Annotated in this window: 20 protein-coding genes; 9 read left to right on the forward strand and 11 right to left on the reverse strand. The window is 66.5% G+C overall.

What is annotated here, in order from left to right; genetic code table 11:
* Positions 1-783 carry a DUF2182 domain-containing protein gene (locus ACFY5D_RS09090; protein WP_387528130.1) on the forward strand — a complete coding sequence of 261 codons (783 nt, stop codon included), beginning with the start codon at positions 1-3 and terminating at the stop codon, positions 781-783.
* 48 nt (positions 784-831) lie between these two features.
* Here the strand turns inward: ACFY5D_RS09090 and ACFY5D_RS09095 are convergent, their stop codons facing one another.
* Entirely contained in the window at positions 832-1209 is a 378-nt protein-coding gene (locus tag ACFY5D_RS09095) for a winged helix-turn-helix transcriptional regulator (protein WP_387528132.1), read from the reverse strand.
* 109 nt (positions 1210-1318) lie between these two features.
* Between ACFY5D_RS09095 and ACFY5D_RS09100 the strand changes: the two genes are divergently transcribed.
* The 6 genes from ACFY5D_RS09100 to ACFY5D_RS09125 all read left to right on the forward strand — a co-directional run bounded on the left by ACFY5D_RS09100 (position 1319) and on the right by ACFY5D_RS09125 (position 7912).
* Positions 1319-1924, forward strand: coding sequence for an NAD(P)-dependent oxidoreductase (locus tag ACFY5D_RS09100; protein WP_387528135.1), 606 nt, complete (start codon positions 1319-1321; stop codon positions 1922-1924).
* Between the two features lie 219 nt (positions 1925-2143).
* Positions 2144-3811, forward strand: a complete 1668-nt coding sequence (locus ACFY5D_RS09105; protein WP_387528138.1) for an ABC transporter substrate-binding protein — start codon at positions 2144-2146, stop codon at positions 3809-3811.
* Positions 3812-3901: 90 nt separating this feature from the next.
* Positions 3902-4843 (forward strand): ABC transporter permease, encoded by a 942-nt coding sequence (locus ACFY5D_RS09110; RefSeq protein ID WP_387528141.1) that lies wholly within the window; start codon positions 3902-3904, stop codon positions 4841-4843.
* Positions 4840-5742 carry an ABC transporter permease gene (locus tag ACFY5D_RS09115; RefSeq protein WP_387528144.1) on the forward strand — a complete coding sequence of 301 codons (903 nt, stop codon included), beginning with the start codon at positions 4840-4842 and terminating at the stop codon, positions 5740-5742. Before ACFY5D_RS09110 ends, ACFY5D_RS09115 begins: the two co-directional genes overlap by 4 nt.
* Positions 5739-7388 carry a dipeptide ABC transporter ATP-binding protein gene (locus ACFY5D_RS09120; RefSeq protein ID WP_387528146.1) on the forward strand — a complete coding sequence of 550 codons (1650 nt, stop codon included), beginning with the start codon at positions 5739-5741 and terminating at the stop codon, positions 7386-7388. Before ACFY5D_RS09115 ends, ACFY5D_RS09120 begins: the two co-directional genes overlap by 4 nt.
* Before the next feature lie 263 nt (positions 7389-7651).
* A complete protein-coding gene (locus ACFY5D_RS09125) occupies positions 7652-7912 on the forward strand; it encodes a hypothetical protein (protein WP_387528148.1) in 261 nt (86 codons plus the stop codon).
* Positions 7913-7939: 27 nt separating this feature from the next.
* On the opposite strand, the gene ACFY5D_RS09130 is transcribed toward ACFY5D_RS09125, so the two are convergent.
* The 6 genes from ACFY5D_RS09130 to ACFY5D_RS09155 form a co-directional block, all read right to left on the reverse strand.
* Entirely contained in the window at positions 7940-8563 is a 624-nt protein-coding gene (locus ACFY5D_RS09130) for a phosphoribosylanthranilate isomerase (RefSeq protein WP_387528151.1), read from the reverse strand.
* A gap of 105 nt (positions 8564-8668) precedes the next feature.
* A complete protein-coding gene (locus tag ACFY5D_RS09135; RefSeq protein ID WP_387528154.1) occupies positions 8669-9424 on the reverse strand; it encodes a hypothetical protein in 756 nt (251 codons plus the stop codon).
* A 143-nt stretch (positions 9425-9567) separates the two neighbouring features.
* On the reverse strand, positions 9568-10998 hold the full coding sequence (locus tag ACFY5D_RS09140; protein ID WP_387528156.1) for a dihydrolipoamide acetyltransferase family protein: 1431 nt from the start codon (positions 10996-10998) through the stop codon (positions 9568-9570).
* A 71-nt stretch (positions 10999-11069) separates the two neighbouring features.
* Positions 11070-12047, reverse strand: a complete 978-nt coding sequence (locus ACFY5D_RS09145) for an alpha-ketoacid dehydrogenase subunit beta (protein ID WP_387528159.1) — start codon at positions 12045-12047, stop codon at positions 11070-11072.
* Positions 12044-13192 (reverse strand): pyruvate dehydrogenase (acetyl-transferring) E1 component subunit alpha, encoded by a 1149-nt coding sequence (gene pdhA, locus ACFY5D_RS09150; protein WP_387528162.1) that lies wholly within the window; start codon positions 13190-13192, stop codon positions 12044-12046. The genes ACFY5D_RS09145 and pdhA overlap by 4 nt, the downstream gene beginning before the upstream one ends.
* 120 nt (positions 13193-13312) lie before the next feature.
* Positions 13313-14434 (reverse strand): histidinol-phosphate transaminase, encoded by a 1122-nt coding sequence (locus tag ACFY5D_RS09155; protein WP_387528165.1) that lies wholly within the window; start codon positions 14432-14434, stop codon positions 13313-13315.
* Between the two features lie 92 nt (positions 14435-14526).
* Here ACFY5D_RS09155 and ACFY5D_RS09160 point away from each other — a divergent pair, with 92 nt between their 5' ends.
* Positions 14527-14919 (forward strand): phage holin family protein, encoded by a 393-nt coding sequence (locus tag ACFY5D_RS09160; protein WP_387528168.1) that lies wholly within the window; start codon positions 14527-14529, stop codon positions 14917-14919.
* On the opposite strand, the gene ACFY5D_RS09165 is transcribed toward ACFY5D_RS09160, so the two are convergent.
* Positions 14900-16375, reverse strand: a complete 1476-nt coding sequence (locus ACFY5D_RS09165; protein WP_387528171.1) for a hypothetical protein — start codon at positions 16373-16375, stop codon at positions 14900-14902. The genes ACFY5D_RS09160 and ACFY5D_RS09165 overlap by 20 nt on opposite strands.
* 8 nt (positions 16376-16383) lie before the next feature.
* The gene (locus tag ACFY5D_RS09170) at positions 16384-16716 is read right to left on the reverse strand and encodes a hypothetical protein (protein ID WP_387528174.1); all 333 of its coding nucleotides are present in this window, start codon (positions 16714-16716) and stop codon (positions 16384-16386) included.
* Between the two features lie 199 nt (positions 16717-16915).
* Between ACFY5D_RS09170 and purB the strand changes: the two genes are divergently transcribed.
* Positions 16916-18325, forward strand: coding sequence for an adenylosuccinate lyase (gene purB / locus ACFY5D_RS09175; protein ID WP_387528176.1), 1410 nt, complete (start codon positions 16916-16918; stop codon positions 18323-18325).
* Between the two features lie 151 nt (positions 18326-18476).
* Here purB and ACFY5D_RS09180 read toward each other — a convergent pair whose 3' ends face one another.
* Together ACFY5D_RS09180 and ACFY5D_RS09185 are read right to left on the reverse strand one after the other, a co-directional pair.
* Entirely contained in the window at positions 18477-19055 is a 579-nt protein-coding gene (locus ACFY5D_RS09180) for a cysteine hydrolase family protein (RefSeq protein WP_387528179.1), read from the reverse strand.
* Entirely contained in the window at positions 19052-20491 is a 1440-nt protein-coding gene (locus ACFY5D_RS09185; RefSeq protein ID WP_387528182.1) for a purine-cytosine permease family protein, read from the reverse strand. The genes ACFY5D_RS09180 and ACFY5D_RS09185 overlap by 4 nt, the downstream gene beginning before the upstream one ends.
* Positions 20492-20605: the final 114 nt, after the last annotated feature.

Genomic DNA, 20605 nt, shown 5'->3' on the forward strand with positions numbered 1-20605 from the left:
ATGCCGCTTCCTGGGCTGCTCGCGTTGCTGGCCTGCGCCCTGGTTGCTTGGTATTTCACGATCACGACCGCCGCCGGCATGCCTTCGGGCTCGGGCACGATGGGACTGGGTCTGATCGGGTACCTTGTCGGCTGGGAACTGATGATGTCGGCGATGATGCTGCCGGCGCTGGCACCACTTCTGGGCGCGTATCTCAGGTCCCTCCGGTCGGCACCCAACGGATGGGTCAGGACGGCCCGCACCGTGGCCCTCGTCGTCGGCTACCTGGCGGTCTGGGCGCTGTTCGGAATCCTGGCCTACGGTGCCGCGGCACTCGGCGGGGTCCTGGCCGCGCGGGCACCGGCGGCCGCGCCGTGGGTGGGTGCCGGCCTACTGGCAGCCGCCGGGGCCTACCAGCTCACGCCGCTGAAGAACTTCTGCCTCCGGCATTGCAGGTCTCCCGTGACGTTGCTTTTGCACGTGTCGGGATACAAGGGCCCGCTGCGGGACGTGCGGACCGGCATCTACCACGGGGCGTACTGCACCGGGTGCTGCTGGGGCCTGATGCTCGTGCTGATCGTCGTCGGCACCATGAACCTGGCGTGGATGGCCGTCATTGCGGCGGTGGTCCTTCTGGAGAAGACCTGGCGGCACGGGATCGCTTTCAGCCGCGTCGTCGGCGTCTGCCTGATCGCCTTCGCCGTCCTTGTTCCGTTCTTCCCCGAGCTGCTGCCGGGGCTGTACATGGACCCGGGCATGGACCCCGGAATGCCCTCAAACATGGACCCCGGAATGGGTATGTAACAAGGCTCGCAGCCACTTTCCGGGAACGCCGTGCGTCCCCGCGACGGCCTAGGCGTCGTTGCGCTCGTCGTAGTCGTCGCGTGCCTGCAGGATCAGGGAGGCGTGGTCCTCCGACCAGACCCTGATGACCTCCAACGGCCCGAGCACCGTGTGGCCCAGCTCCGTGAGTTCGTACTCGACGCGGGGCGGAACCTCGGGGTAGATCGTGCGGTTCAACAAACCGTCACGTTCTAGGGTGCGCAGCGTCTGGGTGAGAACCTTGGGGGTGACGCCGCCGATGTCGTTGCGTAGTTGGGAGAAGCGGCGCGGTCCGTCCTTGAGGGCCAGGAACACCAGTGGCGTCCACTTGTCGCCGAGCCGCTGCATGATGACCCGCGACGGGCAGCCGAGGGTCATGACGTCAAAATCCTTGGCCTCAGTATCCATGCGGTAACCCTATTACGTTGAGGTACTTGGTATCAAGTAGATACTATTGAAATACTTACCCGGTGCGGGACGCCCAGAACCCGCACCAGCAACCCGAAGGGAACGCATCATGAAAATTGCCGTTTACGGAGCAACCGGCATGGTTGGCAGCCAGATCGTTGCCGAAGCCTTGAACCGCGGACACCAGGTCACGGCCGTTTCGCGCTCGGGCAAGACCGTCGAGGGACCCACCAGCGCCACCGCCGACCTGACGGACATCTCCGCATACCGCAAGCTCGCCGCCGAAAACGACGTCGTCGTGCTCGCCGTTCCGCCGTCGCGCACCGGCGAAGACCACCAGGCCTTCATCGACGCCCACGAGGAAATCTCCGAAACCCTCGTCCCGGCACGCCTCTTTGTCGTCGGCGGAGCCGGCGCCACCGAGGTCAACGGCGTCCGTCTGGTCGACACCCCGGGCTTCCCCGAGGCGTACATGCCCGAGGCCCGCACCATGGGCACCATCCTGGACTTCTACACCTCGGCCTCCGGCCTGGACTGGACCATGCTGGCACCGGCGCCGGCAATCGCACCGGGCCCGGCCACCGGGTCGATTGTCTTGGGCAACGATTCGCCGGCCGGCGACCACGTGAGCACCGGCGACTTTGCCGTTGCCGCTCTCGATGAGATCGAGGACCCGAAGCACCTGCACCGCCGCTTCACCGTGGCCAGCGCCTAACCATCATCTGGCGGCAGGGCGTGTGCCACAACCCCGCACCGGGTTGCGGCACACGCCCTGCCGCGTTCAACCGCCAACCAACCGCGCACCTGAGGCTATGACCTCGCGCACAGTCCCGACCCCTCCCGCCGTCGGCTGATCTATGGTGGATGCGGTGCGCGCACGTTGATGTGCTGTGCCCAACCCCCACGACATCATCTTCATGCAGGAAGTTGTTCCATGATTCACGCCCGCACCCTGGCACCCCGCGTTCTCACTACGAGCGCCATGCTGGCCGCCGCCCTTCTCCTGGCAGGCTGCACCTCCGCCCCCGCCCCGACCCCGGGAGCCGGCAACGCCGCCGGAACCCCGGTATCCGGCGGCACCCTCGTCTACGCCTCCGGCGACGCCGAGCCCAGCTGCCTCGACCCGCACGTCGGTGGCAACTACCCGCAGGCCCTCGTCTCCTCCCAGTACCTTGAGACGCTCTACACCAAGGATGCCAAGGGCGAGCTGATCCCGTGGCTGGCCACCGGTTCCACCGTTTCCGACGACGGCCTCACGCGCACCGTGAAGATCCGCGAAGGCATCCAGTTCACCGACGGCACCGCGCTTGACGCCGCCGCTGTGAAGGCCAACTTCGAGCACCTGCGCGACCCGAAGACCGCTTCCTCCACGGGCTTCCTGGCCCTGGGCAAGATCAAGGCCATGAAGGCGGTCGACGTCTCGACCCTGGAACTCAAGCTCTCGACGCCTGACAACTCGCTGCTCGAGTCCTTCTCCATGCCGTGGGTTGCCATCGAGTCCCCCGCCGCGCTTAAGCGCTCCCAGGAGGAGAACTGCGCGGCACCGGTGGGAACAGGCCCGTTCAAGGTCGAATCCTGGAAGAAGCAGGACTCGGTGAACCTGGTCCGCAACGCCGACTACGTCCAGCCGACCGACGCCCCGTCCCACGCGGGCGCCGCATACCTGGACGGCATCACCTGGCGCTTCATCCCCGAGGCCGCCACCCGCTACGCCGCCCTGCAGGCCGGCGAGGTCAACATCATCGACAACGCGCAGCCGGACACCATTGCCGCCGCCGCGAAGAACGATTCAATCAAGCACCTCGACGCCCCGCGTCCCGGCGCCTCCAACCGCATCGAGCTGAACTCCTCCAAGGCGCCGTTCGACGACGTGCGCGTGCGCGAGGCCTTCATCCACGCGGTGAACGTGAACGCGGGCATCGACTCGCTCTTCTTCGGCACCGCCAAGCGCTCCTACTCCCCGCTCTCCAGCGTCGAGCCGCTGGGCTTCAGCGAGGAATCGCTCTTTGCCTACGACCCGGCCAAGGCGGGCGAGCTGCTTGACGCCGCCGGCTACACCGAACGCGACGCCGAGGGCTACCGCACCAAGGACGGCAAGCGCCTGTCCCTGGTCTTCCCGGTGAGCACCAGCCAGTCGATCCCCGCCGAGCAGTCGCTCTTCGAGCAGCTGCAGGCGACCGCCAAGGAATCGGGCATCGAGATCAAGATCAACCTGCTGGATCTCTCCAGCTGGTACGGCGAGTTGTTCCAGCACAACTACAACCTGGTTTCGGCCCCGTACACCAAGGTCGGCCCGAGCGTGCTGAGCATCCTCTTCCACTCGGATTCAACGATCCCGGCCCCGTCGGGCTACTTCGCCAACCTGTCCCAGGTGAAGAACCCGGAGCTGGACAAGCTGCTGGAAACCGCCGGTTCCACCAAGGACGAGGCCGAGCGCAAGGACCTGTACGCCAAGGCGCAGAAGCTGGTGCTCGAGGGTTACTACCTGCTGCCGTTGTACGATCAGCAGAACCACTTCCTGTACTCGGCCAAGACCCAGGGCGTGGGGACCACCACCGCGGTTGCCTCGCCGACGTTCTTCGACACCTGGCTGGGCAAGTAACCACCCCGGCCCAGGCAACCCTGAATAAGTAGCCGCACCACCAGCGAACGAAGATCCCGCCCACCGATGAAACCGCTTCCGCGATCCGGCATGCGACTTGGGAAAGTCGCCTACTGGATGCTGGGCAAAATCGGTGGCGGGATCTTTGTGCTGTGGGCGGTTGCCACGGCGATCTTCTTCGGGATCCGGATGATTCCGGGCGACCCTGCCGAGGCGATCATGGGCGGACCCGGCTCCCAGGCCTCGGCCGAGGCGCTGGCCCTGGCCCGCGCCGAATACGGGCTGGACCAGCCGTTGCCGGTCCAATACCTCGGCCAGCTGTGGAAGCTGGCCACCGGCGACCTCGGCACCTCCTATTCGCTGAAGGTCCCCGTGGCCGAGGTGCTCGGCGAACTGGTGCCGCCCACGCTCACCCTCGCGGTGCTGTCCCTGCTGGTGGCCTGGGTACTGGCGCTGGTAGTGGCCACCGCGTCCATCCGCAGCGGCGCCGCGGGACGCGCGCTGGCTTCCGGGCTGGAGATCGTCTCCGCCGCCGTCCCGCACTTCTGGCTGGCCAGCGTGCTGATCCTGCTCTTCTCCACCACGCTGGACTGGCTGCCTCCGGTGAGCACGCAGACCCCCGCCGGGCTGGTGCTGCCCGTGGCCACCCTGGCGCTGCCGCTGGCCGGGTTCCTGGGGCAGGTCATGCGCGATTCGATGCTCGAGGCACACACCTCCCCCTTTGCGCTCTCCGCACGGGCCCGCGGCGAAAGCGAGAACGGGGTGCTGCTGCGCCACGCCCTGCGCCACGCGGCGCTGCCCGGCATCGCCCTCTCCGGCTGGGCGTTCGGCTCGCTGCTCTCCGGCGCGGTGGTGGTCGAATCGATCTTCGCCCGCCCCGGGCTGGGCCGCAGCCTGCTCTCCGCGGTGACCGCGCGCGACATCCCCATGGTCACCGGCGTCGCGCTGCTTTCGGCCGCCGCCTACGTGGCGATCATGGCGTTCTCCGACCTGGCCGAACGCCTCGCCGACCCCAGGCTGCGTGCTGCATGAGCCCGACGAACCACGAGCCGCCGCACGAGCTGCCGCCCGGGGACCCGGTGCTCGCCGTCCGCCGGGCCAAACCGAGGGTCCTCGGTGGCAGGCCCGAGTGGAGAACCCGGCTCCAGCTGGCCTTCCCGGTGCTGGTGCTCGGATTCTTCGTGCTTGCCGCCATCGTTCCCTCCTGGCTGGCACCCTTCGACCCGCTGGCCATCAACCCCGCCGACGCGTTCTCTGCCCCGGGCCCCGGCCACCTGCTGGGCACCGACGAATCGGGGCGCGACATCTATTCGCGCATCATCCACGGCGCACGGCCCTCCCTGCTGATCGGCGCCGCGGCCACGGCCATCGGGCTGGGCCTGGCACTGGTCCTGGGAACGATCGCCGGCTTCGGCGGCCGTTGGCTGGACGCCGGGGTCGGGCGCATCCTCGAGGTGCTCTTTGCGCTGCCCGGGCTGCTGCTGGCCCTTGTGTTCATCGCGCTGGCCGGACCGGGCGTGGGCACCACGGTGGTCGCCGTCGGGCTGACCACCGCGCCCGGGTACGCCCGGCTGATCCGCGGCCAGCTGGTAGCACTGCGCAACTCCCCCATGGTGGAGGCCGCCACGGTGCTGGGACGCAGCCGCGCCAGGATCCTGACCACGCACCTGCTGCCCAACGCGCTGGCACCCATCGCGGTGCTCGGCACCCTGGGCCTGGGACAGGCCGTGCTCTGGGCCGCCTCGCTGAGCTTCCTGGGCCTCGGCGCCCCGCCGCCGGCCCCCGAGTGGGGCGCGATGCTCTCCGCCGGGCGCACCTACCTGTCCCTGGCATGGTGGATGACGTTCTTCCCGGGCCTGGCCATCGTGCTGGTCGCCGCCGCGGCAACGGTGCTCTCGCGCCTGCTGAACAAGGACGGCGGGAAGCGATGAACGGACCCACGCCCGCACTCGAGGTACGCAACCTCAACGTCTCCTTCGGCACCAACCACGTGGTCCGCGACGTGTCGTTCTCCCTGCGGCCCGGCTCCTGCCTGGCGCTGGTCGGGGAATCAGGTTCCGGGAAATCCGTCACGGCGCGCTCGCTGATCGGGCTGGCCGGCCCCCGTTCCACGGTGCGGGCCGAGACCATGTCGCTGGCCGGACGCGACGTCCGGACGCTCGGCCCACGCACGTGGCGCAGGCTGCGCGGCAAGGACGTCGGATTCATCCTGCAGGACGCCCTGACCTCGCTGGACCCGCTGCGCAGGATCGGGCGGGAAATCGACGACGCGCTGCGCCTGCACACCACGGCATCCCCTGCCCAACGCGCCGGGCGCGTGCTGGAGTTGCTGGAGTCCGTGGGGCTGGATGACCCTGCGCCGCGTGCCGGGCAGCTCTCCGGGGAACTGTCAGGGGGCATGCGCCAGCGCGCGCTGATAGCCTCCGCCATCGTCCTGGACCCTGCGCTGGTCATTGCCGACGAACCGACCACGGCGCTGGACGCAACGATCGCCGCTCAGGTGCTGGACCTGCTGGGCGAGCTGCGCCAACGTGGTTCGGCCATGCTGATGATCAGCCACGACCTCGCCGCGGTGTCCCGGGTGGCCGATTCGATCGCCGTCATGCAGTCCGGTCGCATCGTGGAATCGGGTCCCGCCGAGCTGGTCCTCGGCGACCCGCAGCACGAATACACCAAGCGGCTGCTGCGCGCGGTGCCGGCCGGCAAGCCGCGCCACACCCGGCTCTCCCCCGCCGCCGCAACCCCGATGGGCGTCGAAATCCCGTCGGAGATCGCGGCGCCGACCGGCGTTGAAAACGCCATCCCGGTGATCACCGCCCGCTCGCTGTCCAAGACGTACAGGACCCCCGGACGCAAGGACTTCACCGCGGTGTCGGATGTCGGGTTCGAACTCTTGCCCGGGCAGACCCTCGGAGTGGTCGGCGAATCCGGGTCGGGCAAGACCACCACCGCGCGCATGGTGCTGGGGCTGTTGGCCCCGGACACCGGGTCGGTCGAGCTCTTCGGCAAGCCGTGGAGCTCCCTGCGCGAATCGGAGCGCCGGGCCACGCGTCCGAAGCTCGGCGCCATCTACCAGGATCCGCTGTCCTCCTTCGACCCGCGCATGAGCGTGGAGAAGTTGCTGGCGGACGCCCTCAGCGCCGGGGCCACCCGCAACCCGCGGCGTGACAGGGAGCGCATCGGCGAGTTGCTCGGGTTGGTGGGGCTTGAGGCCTCGCTGGCTGCCAGGAACCCCGCCACGCTGTCCGGCGGGCAACGCCAACGACTGGCGATCGCCCGGGCACTGGCGCCGAACCCGCGCGTGCTCATCTGCGACGAGCCGGTTTCCGCGCTTGACGTCTCGATCCAGGCGCAGGTCCTCGACCTGCTCGATGACCTGCAGCGCAAGCTGGGCCTCAGCTACCTGTTCATTTCCCACGACTTGGCCGTGATCAGGCACATGAGCGACGACGTGCTGGTCATGCAGGGTGGGTCGGTCGTTGAATCCGGGCCCGTCGAGTCGGTCTTCAACAACCCGCAGCACCCCTACACCCGGGCGCTGCTCAGCGCCTCGCCGAGGATCTTCGCCGGCGATTGAGCCGGATGCGAACCTAAATTGCCGCGTGGCGAAAATACGCCCGAATGCCGGCTCGTCAGCCCACTGCATTGGCAACGCAATCCGAGACCGTGACGGCTACGAACATCAATAAACAAAGGCATACAAATATTAGCCAGACCGCCCGATCAGGGCGCAAATTGTCGGACCGTGGCGGGATGCTTAAATCAAAACCCGGACCCTCCAAACCGGCCTTTCAGGCCGATCCGAACCCCATAAGCCGCAGGACCTAAAAGGACCCCGAAATGCGCACCCAAGTAGCCGCCGAAACCCTCTCCATCGGCAGCGTCACTGCCACCATCACCGACCGCACCCCGACAGGCGCCCCGGTTGCCACGCATTTTGTGGTCACGGTCCCCACCACGGTCCTGCCGGCCGACCGGCTGGGATGGGCCATGTGGCACCTGCGTCGGTTCCTTGAGGATCACGCCCCGGCGGTTGTCCCGGCAGTGGGCCGCTACGAGGTCAAGTCGTTCGCCGCCGCCACCTCGTTCATCTTCAGCTGAGCCGCTCCCGGGCAAGGAACCAGCCGATCACACGGCCGAACGTGCCGCCCTGATGAAGTCGGTGATCAGCCCGTTGTCCTTGATCCCGCGGCTTGATTCGACCCCGCTTGAAACATCGACGCCGCTGGGCTTGAGCGTCTTGACCAGTCCGGCAACGTTGCCGGGGTTGAGTCCGCCGGCCAGAAGCCACATGCCCGCGGGCGGTTCCGCCAGCACGTTCGTGGCGTCAAAGGTGACGCCGGCTCCCGGTTCCACGGCGTCGATCAGGATGCGTTCCGCGTCCCACTGCAAACGCTCGTTCTCCGGCAGTGCCTCGAACGCGTCGACGGAAAAGGCCCGCAGCGTCTTGAATCCCGCTGCCTGCAGCGCCCGGATGTCGTCGAGCGACTCGTCCCCGTGCAGCTGCACGGTGCTCACGGCCGCGCGCGCCGCGATATCCATGACCTCGGCGAGCGGTTGGTTGCGGAAGACGCCGACGGTTTCGATCGACTCGGGCACCGCCGCGCCGAGTGTGCGTGCCAGCTCGGCTCCCACGGTGCGGGGGCTGCCCGGCGCGAAGACGAAGCCCACGGCGTCGGCCCCGGCCTCCACGGCAGCGGCGACGGACTCGGGAGTGCTCAGCCCGCAGATCTTGATGTACAGCTGTGGCATTGGTGTTCTTCCCCGTTGCAAGTCGTTGGTTACCCATTCAATGGTATCCAAGTGGCGACGCCCCGAAGTGGATCCGTGACGGGGCCTGCCCTTGCGATGCGGTCGCTATTTCTGCCCCACCGCCTTGACGCTGAGCATCAGCGCCACCATGTTCCGGTACCCGTCCGTCTCCATCATTTTCTTGGCGTCCTCGAGGCTGACGTCCTGCACCTTGAACCCCAGGCTCTTGGCGAAGCCGTTGGTGGTTTCCAGCATCGCGGAGACATCCTTGCGCGGGTGGAAATAGGCGATCTGCGGAAGCTCATCGCGTTCAGCGGCCAGCGTCGCTTCGTCCACCATCAGGGCGGCCGTCAGGTTGTTCTCCTTGGTGGGCTTGTTGGCCTTCGAGTGTTCGAAGAGAACCACGGTCGGGGTCGCCAGGTTGGAGTCCACCTTGATCGTTTCAAGCCGCGTCCGCACGTAGGTGGCGTCCCCGGAGTTGTCGTCGGCCGAGTCGGCGCTGAATTCGGCGATCTCGATGCCGTCCGCGTCGACGATGTTCCATTTGGCATACGGGTTCTTTTTGGGATCCCCCGCGGGTTCGCACCCCTCGCAGTCCTTTTTGGCCACGACTTTCCACTCGGCCGGGTACTTGAAACCCACGCCGAAGGTTTCAAATGACTTCCAGTCCGAGGTGTCGACCTGTGGCGCCCGGGTGGGCGACGGAGTCGGGGCGCCGGATGTTGCAGCCGGGGCAGCCCCCGGTAGCGGCGTGGCGGCGCAACCTGCCACAAGGGTCATCGCCGCGGCCGCGCCGAGCAAGTACACAAATGGTTTGCTGCGCATGGGAAATTGGACCGGACTGCGGTTTGTGGCGTGCATGGGCGTTCTCCTTGAGCATGGGTGCCTTGGTGAAAACCTGATTGCCACAAATCTGCCCGATCTGCTCCTTAAAACCAAGAGACCAAGTCCATGCACCCTGTTTCCAGCGTGGTTGGACTCGGTCTCTTGGATCACGAATCGGGTCAGTCGAGCAGCAGCGCAGGCTCCTGCATGATGGCGGCGACGTCGGCCATGAAGCGGGCCGACAGGTCGCCGTCGACCACGCGGTGGTCGAAGGAGCCGCCCAGGGTGGTGATCCAACGCGGAACCACCTGGCCGTCGACTACCCACGGCTTCTGGCGGATGGTGCCGAAGGCGACGATCGCCACCTCGCCGGGGTTGATGATCGGGGTTCCGGTGTCGATGCCCAGCACGCCGATGTTGGTGACCGTCAGCGTGCCGCCGGTCATTGCCGCGGGGCTGGTCTTGCCGGCGCGAGCGGTCTCGGCCAGGTCGTTCAGGGCGATGGCCAGCTCTCGCATGGACAGGTCCTGGGCTTCCTTGATGTTCGGCACCATCAGTCCGCGCGGGGTGGCCGCGGCAATGCCAAGGTTCATGAAGTGCTTGACCTGGATCTCCGCGCCGTTCTCCGTCTCCACCCAGGAGGCGTTGACGGAGGGGTTGCGGGCGGCTGCCCAGATGACGGCCTTGGCAAGAACCAACAGCGGGGAAACCTTGATTCCCTCGAAGTCGCGGCTCTTCTTCAGGCGTGCCACGTATTCCATGGTGCGGCTGGCATCCACGTCGACGAAGATCGACACGTGCGGTGCGGTGAACGCCGAATCGACCATGGCCTTGGCGGTCGCCTTGCGGACGCCGCGCACCGGGGTGCGGATGATGCGGTGGTCCAGCTCCACGTTCTTCGGGGACCAGAACGTCGGGGCCGCGTCGCGCTCGGCCTCGCGCTGCGCCTTGTAGGAGAGCACGTCCTCGCGGGTGATCTCGCCCTTGCCGCCGGTGCCGATGACCTCGGTCAGGTCGATTCCCAGTTCCTTGGCGACCTTGCGGACCGGAGGCTTGGCCAGCACGCGGTTCACGAGTGCGGCGACGGCCGGTTTGGCGGCCGCGGTCAGCCGCGTTGAGGCATGGCCGATCTCGGCGGCACGGCGGGAAATGGTGTCGGCCAGCGCGGCCGGGGTGGTCGGCGCGGGGGCGACCGCCGGGGCCGGGCGGCTTGCGGCAGCGGGTTCGGGGCGTGAAACGCGGGCGCGACGCTTCACGGCGTCGGCCTTCGGGCCGGAACCGACCAGCGGGCCCGGTTCCTCGCTGGCCACCGGGGTGTCGGCCTCGGCGATGTCGGCAACGGCCGGCACGTTGGTCAGCGGCACGGGCTGGCTGCCGACCTCGTCGACGGTGAACAGCGGGGCTCCGACGACGAGGGTTTCGCCCTCGGCTGCGTGCAGGGCCTTGACCACGCCGGCGTAAGGGCTCGGCAGTTCGACGAGCGACTTGGCGGTTTCGATCTCGGCAAAGATCTGGTTGATGGCCACGGTATCCCCTGGCTTGACTTTCCAGCTGACGATTTCCGCCTCGGTGAGGCCTTCGCCGACGTCGGGAAGATTAAAGGTACTCATCGTCTGACTCCTTACGGGAACGTTGATGGGTCTGTGGCGCGCTAACGCACCGGTTGAGGTGGGCGGCCGGGTTAGTAGGCGAAGGAGCGGTCGAGCGCCTCAAGGACCTTGTCGATATCCGGCAGGTACTGTTCCTCGACCTTGGCCACCGGGTACGGCATGTGGAATCCGCCCACGCGGATGACCGGAGCCTCCAGCGACAGGAAGGCGCGCTCGGTGATGCGGGCGGCGATTTCGCCGCCGAGCCCGCCGAAGGTCGGGGCCTCGTGGGTGACGATGAGCCGGCCGGTCTTCTCCACCGATTCGGTGATGGTGTCGAAATCGATCGGGGACACCGAGCGCAGGTCGATGACCTCGACGGATCGCCCGTCCTCGCGCGCGGCCTCCGCCGCGGCAAGCGCCACGGGGACCAACGGGCCGTAGGTGACGATGGTGGCGTCCTCGCCCGGGCGGATGACCTGCGCCTTGAAGGCGTCGGCGGCCGGGTGCTCGGTGTCGACCTCGCCCTTGAGCCAGTAGCGGCGCTTGGGTTCGAAGAAGATCACCGGGTCCTGGCATGCCGCGGCCTGCTGGATCATCCAGTAGGCGTCGTGGGCGTTGGACGGTGCCATGATGCGCAGGCCAGCGGTGTGGGCAAAGAGCGCTTCCGGGGATTCGGAGTGGTGCTCGATGGAACCGATGCCGCCGCCGTACGGGATGCGGATGACCACCGGGGCGCCGAAGCGGCCCTCCGAGCGGGCGCGCATCTTGGCCAGCTGCGTGGTGATCTGGTTGAACGCGGGGAACACGAAGCCGTCGAACTGGATCTCGGCGATCGGCGAGTAGCCGCGGATGGCCATGCCGATGCTGGTGCCGATGATTCCGGCTTCGCCCAGCGGGGAGTCGATGACGCGATCCGGCCCGTAAGTGTCGATCAGCCCGTCGGTGACACGGTACACGCCGCCCAGGCGGCCGATGTCCTCGCCGATCAGCAGGGACTTCGGGTTGTCGCCCAGGACCTTGTCCAGTCCGGCGGTGATGGCCTTGGCCAGGGTCATGGTGGTGCTCATCGGGTGGCCCCTTCCTCGGTGTTCTCTGCGAAACCTGCCTCGTATTCCAGGTGCCACTTGAGTTCCTCCTGGATCAGCGGGTGCGCCTCGGCATACACGTTGGCGAAGGACTGTGCCAGTTCGGGTTCGGGGAACGCCATGGCTTCCTCGCGGACGCGGTTCGCCATTTCGTGGCCGTCGGCGACGACCTGTTCGAAGAACGCCTCGTCGGCGAGGTTGTTGTCGCGCAGGTGCTTCTCAAGACGGGCCACCGGGTCGCGGCCGACCCAGGCTTCCTCGTCGGCACTCATGCGGTACTTGGTGGGGTCGTCCGCCGTGGTGTGTGCGCTCATGCGGTAGGTGACGGCCTCGATCAGGGCCGGACCCTCGCCGCGGCGTGCGCGTTCCAGGGCCCAGCGGGTGACGGCCAGGACGGCGAGCACGTCGTTGCCGTCCACTCGGATGCCGGGGAAGCCGTAGCCCGCGGCGCGTTCGGCCAGGGGAACCTTGGACTGCACGTGGAACGGCACGGAGATCGCCCACTGGTTGTTCTGGCAGAAGAAGACCACCGGAGCCTGGAAGCTCGCGGCGAAGACCATGGATTCGTGCACTTCGCCCTCGGTGGACGAGCCGTCGCCGAAGTAGGCAACGACCGCGGTGCCTTCCTTTTCCAGGCGCTCGGCGTCCCAGCCGGCCTGGTCGCGCTGCACACCCATCGCGTAACCGGTGGCGTGCGGCATCTGGGCCGCAAGCACCATGGTGTACATGTGGAAGTTGTTTTCCCGCGGATCCCACCCACCGTTGGAGATGCCGCGGAAAATGCGCAGCATCTGGGGGAAGTCGACGTTGCGGGTCAGCGCCACACCGTGTTCCCGGTAGGTGGGGAAGATGTAGTCGTTCGGTCGGGTTGCCCGACCGGAGCCGATCTGGGCGGCTTCCTGCCCGCGCAACGGCACCCACAGGGCCAGCTGCCCTTGACGCTGCAGCGCGGTGGCTTCCTGGTCGAAGCGGCGGGTCAGCGCCATGTCGCGGTAGAAATCGCGAAGCATTGCGGCGTCAACGTCTTGGATGTAGCTGTCGAACTCGGCATGCGAGCGACGCTCACCTTCGGGGGTCAGTAGCTGGATCAGCGTTTCGTCCGAGGGCTCGTGCACGGTTTGGGTCATACCGAGGGTCCTTACATAAATGAAATATGCCCCAATTGGAATGCATTCCGCATGGGGCATATAGCGGGTTTATTAGTTCAAGCCTATAGGTGAAATGTCGTTGATTACGACTTATTCGCCCTAGGAAAGCGAAGAACCTTTTGGATAGTTCCGACAAAGATCCACGAAGCGGGTGTTTGCCTCGACCTCGCCGATGCTCACGCGCACGCCTTCACCGGCGAATCCCCGCACCGAAAGCGCCCGTGCCTGCGCAAGCTCAACGAACTCGGCGGTATTCGCCCCCAGCGGCAACCAGACGAAGTTGCCTTCGGCCCGCGGAATGTCCCATCCGAGTTCCTTGAGGGCATCGACCACGCGGGTACGTTCGTCGACAATCTTTTGTACCCTTTCGACAACCTGGTCATAGTTGGCCAGCGAGGCCACGGCCGCGTCCTCGGCCAACGAGGAAACGGCGAACATGGTTGCCCCGACGCGCAGGAAGTTGGTGACCTCCGGGTGCGAGACCGAGTATCCCACGCGGAGGTTGGCCAGCCCGTGGGCCTTGGAGAAGGTGCGCAGCACCACGACGTTGGCGTGGTCCCGGTAGGTCTTGATGCCGTCCACGGCGTTTTCGTCCCGCACGAATTCCTGGTAAGCCTCATCGATTACGATCAGCACATTTGCGGGAACCTTGGCGATGAAGGCCTCGACCTCGTCTTGGGTAAGGATCGGCCCGGTCGGGTTGTTGGGCGTGCACAGCAAGATGACCGACGTCCGCTCGTTGACGGCTTCGGCCATGGCGTCAAGATCGTGGCGTCCGTCGGCCAGCAGCGGCACCTCCACGGGCAGTGCGCCCGCGGTCTGGACCACGATCGGGTACGCCTCAAAGGAACGCCACGCGTAAACCACCTCATCCTGCACGCCGTCGACGTCCTCGCCCGCAAAGGTTGCCAGGATCTGCGTCAGCGCACCGAGCGAACCGGCACCGGTGACGATGTCGTCGGCCGGCACGTCCAGGAACCCGGCAAGCGCATTGCGCAGCTTGGTCGAGAGCGGGTCCGGGTAGCGGTTGACCGACACCTGTTCGCGGATTGCATCAAGCACCGCGGGGATCGGAGGCAGCGGGTTCTCGTTGGAGGAGAGCTTGAATGCCGTCAGCCCCGGAACTTCGGTCGGAGGCTTCCCGGCGGCGTACTTCGGCATCCGACCAATAATGGTGCGGGGCTGAACCGGATCGTGGGACACAGGGTTTTGCGTGGTCATGGTCACAGCCTATCGAATAGGGCAGCTGAGAACCGGCTGGCAAGTGCGCGTGTACGCCGACGGCTCACATAAAGGTATGCAATTATGGGGCCATGATTGCGATTATCCTCCGTGTGGTTATCAATGCCCTTGGGTTGGCCGCTGCCGCGTGGATTGTCCCCGGCATCGAAGTCACCCCGGCACCAACCGACGACAAGACCCTCGGCATTGTCCTGGCCTACCTCACCGTTGGCCTGATTTTCGGTCTGGTCAACGCACTGGTCCGCCCAATAGTGCAGGTGCTCTCGCTGCCCATCACCTGCCTCACGCTGGGGCTTTTTGCCGTTGTCATCAACGCCGGCATGCTCATGCTGACCTCATGGATCACCACCTACATGCCGTTTGGCCTGCACGTGAACGACTTCTTCTGGGACGCGATCATCGCCTCGCTGATCATTTCGCTGGTCTCCGCCCTGATCGGCTGGGTCACCCCCAGCCGGAAGTAACGGGCGGGACGTCCTTCAGCTTTCCCTTCAGCGGCCGGCCGTTTTCCGCGAGTTTGGGCGCCGCGGCGCTCTTGCCTGAGGGAACGACCCGCCTCAACTGGTAGGAACGCACGGTCAGAGCGCCGGACCCGGCCAGCAGCGTTGCCAGCTGACCAGTGGATTCGGCGATGCCGGGATCCGCTGCGCCCTTGAGCTCGCGGGCATGCTCCCGGTAGTTGGCCAGCTTGTGTGCGGGCCCGAATCCCGTGTTCGGAAGTTCCTCCGACGGGTCGGGGCCATCGAAATAGACGGTGACGCGGTTCCTTCCTGCAGGGTTGCGCGACCCGTCGGTCCCCGGCACCATGTCCCGGCGGTCTTCCAAGTGAAGCGCCTTCGTTGCTTTCGGCAGTGCCGCCAGCGCCACCGGGGATCCCACCGTCAACACGTAGGACATGTCGAAGGTGTCGCTGAGCCGCGTGTCCCCGGCAAGGTTCGCCGCGTGGATCCCGCCCTGGCTGTATCCACCGAGCACCACGGTGTCCCCCGGCTTGGCGCCCGCTTGCGCCAATGCTTCGCCCACCGCCACCGATACATGCTGCGATCCGAATCCCATGGCCTCGGCAATGCCCGCGGTGTCCCAGGGGTTCATTCCCGTGGACCCCTGCTTGACGCCGGCGAGCCCCTTGACCGATTCGAGCCCCTCGCGCAGCGGATCGGACTGTGTGCCGGGGATGGTGACGATGTGCACCGGCGCACCGCCGCCCTGAACCGTGCTGACCAGGAGGCTTCCCGGAGGTTCCTGCTCGGCGATCGCTTGCAGGTCCAGCATCGTATCCAGGGCACCGCGTGTTTCCACCGTGCGCGTCCCGTTGAGTGCCGCCACCTCGACCGGACCCGTTTGCACGAGGCCCAGCCCTGCGAGCCCGGGCCCCAGCATCGGATACAGCCGTTGGGCCACGCTCGTGTCAAAAAGGCCGCCGTGTTCCCGGTCCCGCAGCAGTGCCACGGCGCCGGCCGGCCCCGGCAGCAGGGCACCGATCATGGCCGGGGCCTGGTTGATGAGGTCTTCCATGGTGTCGGTGCACGGGCGGCCCTTGTTTGTCGCCAGGTCCCACATGAGGATCAACGGCAAGAGCGCACCCCGCGCATCGTTGATTTGCCGGGTCGCTTGCGACTCGGCCTGTTCATAGACCTCGCGTGCGGCCTGCACCCTGAGCGCCAGACCGCCAGCCTCCGCGGCCCGGGCCGAACACATCCCTGCAAGCTCGATCACCCCGTTCGCCGCGGCAAGCACCCGCTGGCGCATCAGGACGGCCCCCAGGAGCAGAAGCGCCGCGGGCGGTTGGGGCGAAAGCGCCAATTTCGCGGCTCCCTCAAACAGTTCGGCGCCGGCGGTCGCCAGCATGGTGGAGCTCCGCTCGAGTTCCTCGAGGGAAAACTCCGTCCCCGCCACTCCCCCGCGGCTTTCGTATCCCATCGATGCCCCTAGTTCCCCAGCCCGAGTCCGCCCAGCAGCCCGACCGGCAACCCTCCCGGCATCGAGACCGGCCCAAGGGTGGTCAACCCGGACAGCATGGAAGCCTCCAGCTCGGCAAGGTCGGCGCGGGCGGCCCAGATTTCGCCGCGCGCCGTTTCCAGCCGCGCGTCGAGGTCGGCAACCTTGGAGGCCAACTCCGCGGCGCGGTCCCTGAACGCCCTGCCGGCCGGGGATTCCCATTGCAGGTTGAGCACCTCGCCCAGCTGCTCCCGCGCCCGGTACACCACCGCCTGGGTGGCCACCACCCGCATCAGCATTTCGTCGGCAATCGCCTCCAGCATCCTCGGTTCACTCCCCTTTCGGATTGCGGTTCATCGCCTTGTTACGCCGCCATTGCGTGCAACGGTAGAACCGCAAGGGGCGTTGAACCCCCGGTGGCTCCCGGATTGTGGATATCCCGCCGCGCGGGAGCACTCCCGTGAGCGTGTGCGGCGTCACTCGCCCGGCCGTAGTGAGGCAAAACATGAAAGAATGGGCACCATGGCTGATTCCGCGCGCATTTCACTTGCATCCGAACCCCTTGCCCTTGGTGCCCTGGACGGTCGTTACCGTGCAGCAGTCGCCCCATTGGTCGACCACCTCTCCGAAGCGGCCCTGAACCGCGACCGCGTCCACGTGGAGGTCGAGTGGCTGATCCACCTGACCGACAACTCGGTGCTCCCAGGCACCTCCCCGCTGAGCGAGGAACAGCGTGCAGCGTTGCGCGCCATCGTCACCGATTTCAACGCCGCCTCCGTCAACGAGCTGGCCGAGATCGAAGCCGTGACCGTTCACGACGTCAAGGCAGTCGAGTACTACATCGGCCGCCGCCTCGAGGCCATCGGCATCGCCGACCTGACCGCGCTGGTGCACTTCGGCTGCACCTCCGAGGACATCAACAACCTCTCCTACGCCCTCGGCGTCAAGGATGCGGTCATGAACGTGTGGCTGCCGGCCGCACGCACCCTGGTCGCACAGATCACCGCCATGGCCGAGGAATCCCGCGACGTGCCGATGCTCTCGCGCACCCACGGCCAGCCGGCAACCCCCACCACGCTGGGCAAGGAACTTGCCGTTCTGGCATGGCGCCTGACCCGCCAGCTGGACCGCATCGAGAAGACCGAGTTCCTGGGCAAGATCAACGGCGCAACCGGCACCTACGCCGCCCACTACGCTTCGGTGCCTGCCGCCGACTGGCAGGAAGTCTCTCGCACCTTCGTCGAGGGCCTGGGCCTGACCTGGAACCCGCTGACCACCCAGATCGAGTCGCACGACTGGCAGGCAGAGCTGTACGCGGACATGGCACGCTTCAACCGCGTGCTGCACAACCTGTGCACCGACGTGTGGAGCTACATCTCCATCGGCTACTTCGCGCAGATCCCCGTGGCAGGCGCCACCGGCTCCTCGACCATGCCGCACAAGGTCAACCCGATCCGCTTCGAAAACGCCGAGGCGAACCTGGAAATCTCCAACGGCCTGCTCGACACCCTGGGTGCAACCCTGGTGACCAGCCGCTGGCAGCGCGACCTCACCGATTCCTCCTCGCAGCGCAACATCGGCACCGCCTTCGGCCACTCGCTGCTGGCGATCTCCAATGTCGCCAAGGGCCTTGACCGCCTTGACGTCGCCGAGGCCGTTCTTGCCGACGACCTCGACCACAACTGGGAGGTGCTCGGCGAGGCCATCCAGATGGTCATGCGCGCCGAGGCCATCGCCGGCGTCGAGGGCATGGAAAACCCGTACGAGCGACTCAAGGACCTGACCCGCGGCCAGCGCGTCGACGCCGCGCGCATGCAGGAGTTCGTCTCCGAGCTGGGCCTGTCCGCCGAGGCCGAGGCACGCCTGCTGGCGCTGACCCCGGGCACCTACAACGGCATCGCCTCGCAGCTGGTAGACCACCTGAAGAAGTAGAAGCGACGGCTTAACGCAACGAGGCCCGCGGAACCGATGATGATCGGTTCCGCGGGCCTCGTGCTTTCAGGACGGTTTCACACGGCTCGAAGTGAACGGTAAAGGGGAACGGTCCCCGGCCGGTGCCACACCTCGAGTCGGCAGGCAGGCGTCATTCGGAGCCCGTTGGCACGCCCAGGATGCTTTCACTGGATCGCACCGTCACCATGGGCGAGAGCAGCTCCATCAGTTCCAATGCCTGGTCGTGGGCGCGCGGGGTGGCCCCGCCGCAGGCGTCGGAGACCACCGTGACGTGTTTCCCGGCATCCACCGCCCCAAGCACCGTGGACAGCACGCAGCAGTCGGTGGCAACCCCGGCAACCACCAGGTGTTGGTAGCCTTCGGTCATCCGCGCCAGGTCCGCTCCCCATTTGCTGAAGGTCGGCAGGGAGAGCACCTGCTCGTTTTCCCGCACCGGCACCGTGATGTCCCAGCGCGGGGATTCAGGTTCCTCGCGGCATTCGTCCCACCTGCGGTAGTAGTCGCCCCAGGCGCCGGTCTCCTGCGGGTCGCGCACGAACTTCGTCCAGATGACGTGTTCAAAGGAGTCACGCAGCGTGAGAATGTTGTCCTCCGCCTTCTGGTAATTCGAGACGGACCACTGGCTCTCGGGCTCCTGGAAGATGCGCTGCATGTCGATCAACACCAGCGCCGCACGGCTGCGCTGTTCCGGCTGGGTCAGGTCCGTCATGAGTTGTTCACTTCCTTTTCCAGGTCGTGGCGCAGTTCGTCGATGCCGGGTCGGTCAGCCACTCGCATGCCCGCCGGCAGTGGACGCTTGTACAGGACCAGGTAGGCCACCGCGGAGGCGATCGCACCGGTGACGAAGCCCAAATCACCGAAGGTGTTGGCCAGCGAGGCAAACGGTCCGGTAAACATGTTCGTGTTCCAGAACAGGGCGGAGACCACGCAGCCGAAGATCCAGGCGAAGAAGCCCCACTCGAAGCGGCGTCCGGTGTTGAACAGGTCGGCGACCGACGCTGCCATGTCCTTGCGCATGCGCACATAGTAATCCAACAGCAGCACCACGCTGAACGGAACCACCAGGTAGGCCAGCACCGAGAGGAAGTCGTAGAACCCGCCGTACGGGTTGGTCTGCATCAGCAGGGTCATGCCCAGGCTGAGCGCCGCCACGATGATCACGCCGACGATGCGGCTGACCGGGACCTTGATGGTCAGCAGCGACAGGGATCCGCCGTACAGGTTCATGGCGCTGACCGGAAGGGTGGAGAGCACCACGGTGAGCATGGCCACCGGCGCCCAGTCCCCGGTCAGTTGGGCAAGGGCCGGGATCGCGTCGAGTTCCCCGGCGAAGCTGGAGACCAGCACGCCGATGCTTCCAAGCCAAGCCATGGCAATGAAGCTGCCGCCGGCGGTGTACCCGACGACCTTGGCGTGCGAGGTGTTGCGCGGCAGGTAGCGCGAGAAGTCAGAGGCGAACGGGGTCCAGGTCATGACGTAGGCGAAGAAGAACCCGGCGAAGGTCACCCAACCGCCAAAGCTGCCCATGTAGAACGGGGCGCTGGTGTCCACACCGAGGCTGAAGTCAGCCTCGCGCAGGGAGAGGATCGAGATGATCACGAACAGGATGGTCAACACCACGGTGGCGATCTTGTTGACCAGGTGCACCAGGTTGTGTCCCCAGATTGCGAACACCGACTGCACCGCGAAAATCGACGCGGCGGCCAGGACGAACGGCACATCGACCAGCATCCGCAGCGCAATGACCGCGAACACGGTGTTGACCGCGGTCCAGCCGATTGCCGAGACGATGGTGAGCACGGTGATCGGCAGGAAGTTTCCGTAGAAGCCCATCGGACCGCGACCCTGGACCTGCTGCGGCACGCCCAGCTTGGTGCCGATGCCCGCCAGCACGCCCATCACCAGCACGCCCAGCAGCGTTCCGACGCCCACTGCGGTCAGGCCCTGGATGACCGACAGGCCAAAGAGCGAGGAGAAGAAACCGGAAACCATCACGGCCAGCACCATGTTTGCGGCGAACCACAGGGTGAACTGGCTGCGCGGGTGGCCATGGCGTTCGGAATCCGGGATTTGCTCCGTGGCGAACGGTTCGGCCTTGGTCAACGAGGTGCCGTAGGCCGGCGTTGTTTCGTCAGGTACCGACATTGAACTGTCCTTTTCTCGAGTGTTTGCGTGGTTGTCGTTGGGTAGGGTGAACCCAACCACAGCCAAGTGCTGTGGTTGGGTTCAGATATCCCCCCTTGAACACCCGTGCTCGGT

The sequence above is a fragment of the Paeniglutamicibacter sp. NPDC012692 genome (assembly GCF_042901625.1).
Lineage (GTDB): Bacteria > Actinomycetota > Actinomycetes > Actinomycetales > Micrococcaceae > Paeniglutamicibacter.

What these genes read in the sequence shown, in the direction of transcription:
- ACFY5D_RS09115 (WP_387528144.1), top strand. Translation starts at nt 4,840, where the DNA reads ATGAGCCCGACGAACCACGAGCCGCCGCACGAGCTGCCGCCCGGGGAC.
- ACFY5D_RS09180 (WP_387528179.1), bottom strand. Translation starts at nt 19,055, where the DNA reads ATGACGGACCTGACCCAGCCGGAACAGCGCAGCCGTGCGGCGCTGGTG.
- ACFY5D_RS09130 (WP_387528151.1), bottom strand. Translation starts at nt 8,563, where the DNA reads ATGCCACAGCTGTACATCAAGATCTGCGGGCTGAGCACTCCCGAGTCC.
- ACFY5D_RS09145 (WP_387528159.1), bottom strand. Translation starts at nt 12,047, where the DNA reads ATGAGCACCACCATGACCCTGGCCAAGGCCATCACCGCCGGACTGGAC.
- ACFY5D_RS09110 (WP_387528141.1), top strand. Translation starts at nt 3,902, where the DNA reads ATGCGACTTGGGAAAGTCGCCTACTGGATGCTGGGCAAAATCGGTGGC.
- ACFY5D_RS09165 (WP_387528171.1), bottom strand. Translation starts at nt 16,375, where the DNA reads ATGGGATACGAAAGCCGCGGGGGAGTGGCGGGGACGGAGTTTTCCCTC.
- ACFY5D_RS09100 (WP_387528135.1), top strand. Translation starts at nt 1,319, where the DNA reads ATGAAAATTGCCGTTTACGGAGCAACCGGCATGGTTGGCAGCCAGATC.
- ACFY5D_RS09090 (WP_387528130.1), top strand. Translation starts at nt 1, where the DNA reads ATGCCGCTTCCTGGGCTGCTCGCGTTGCTGGCCTGCGCCCTGGTTGCT.
- ACFY5D_RS09095 (WP_387528132.1), bottom strand. Translation starts at nt 1,209, where the DNA reads ATGGATACTGAGGCCAAGGATTTTGACGTCATGACCCTCGGCTGCCCG.
- ACFY5D_RS09185 (WP_387528182.1), bottom strand. Translation starts at nt 20,491, where the DNA reads ATGTCGGTACCTGACGAAACAACGCCGGCCTACGGCACCTCGTTGACC.
- ACFY5D_RS09170 (WP_387528174.1), bottom strand. Translation starts at nt 16,716, where the DNA reads ATGCTGGAGGCGATTGCCGACGAAATGCTGATGCGGGTGGTGGCCACC.
- purB (WP_387528176.1), top strand. Translation starts at nt 16,916, where the DNA reads ATGGCTGATTCCGCGCGCATTTCACTTGCATCCGAACCCCTTGCCCTT.
- ACFY5D_RS09135 (WP_387528154.1), bottom strand. Translation starts at nt 9,424, where the DNA reads ATGCACGCCACAAACCGCAGTCCGGTCCAATTTCCCATGCGCAGCAAA.
- ACFY5D_RS09160 (WP_387528168.1), top strand. Translation starts at nt 14,527, where the DNA reads ATGATTGCGATTATCCTCCGTGTGGTTATCAATGCCCTTGGGTTGGCC.
- ACFY5D_RS09140 (WP_387528156.1), bottom strand. Translation starts at nt 10,998, where the DNA reads ATGAGTACCTTTAATCTTCCCGACGTCGGCGAAGGCCTCACCGAGGCG.
- ACFY5D_RS09125 (WP_387528148.1), top strand. Translation starts at nt 7,652, where the DNA reads ATGCGCACCCAAGTAGCCGCCGAAACCCTCTCCATCGGCAGCGTCACT.
- ACFY5D_RS09120 (WP_387528146.1), top strand. Translation starts at nt 5,739, where the DNA reads ATGAACGGACCCACGCCCGCACTCGAGGTACGCAACCTCAACGTCTCC.
- ACFY5D_RS09105 (WP_387528138.1), top strand. Translation starts at nt 2,144, where the DNA reads ATGATTCACGCCCGCACCCTGGCACCCCGCGTTCTCACTACGAGCGCC.
- pdhA (WP_387528162.1), bottom strand. Translation starts at nt 13,192, where the DNA reads ATGACCCAAACCGTGCACGAGCCCTCGGACGAAACGCTGATCCAGCTA.
- ACFY5D_RS09155 (WP_387528165.1), bottom strand. Translation starts at nt 14,434, where the DNA reads ATGACCACGCAAAACCCTGTGTCCCACGATCCGGTTCAGCCCCGCACC.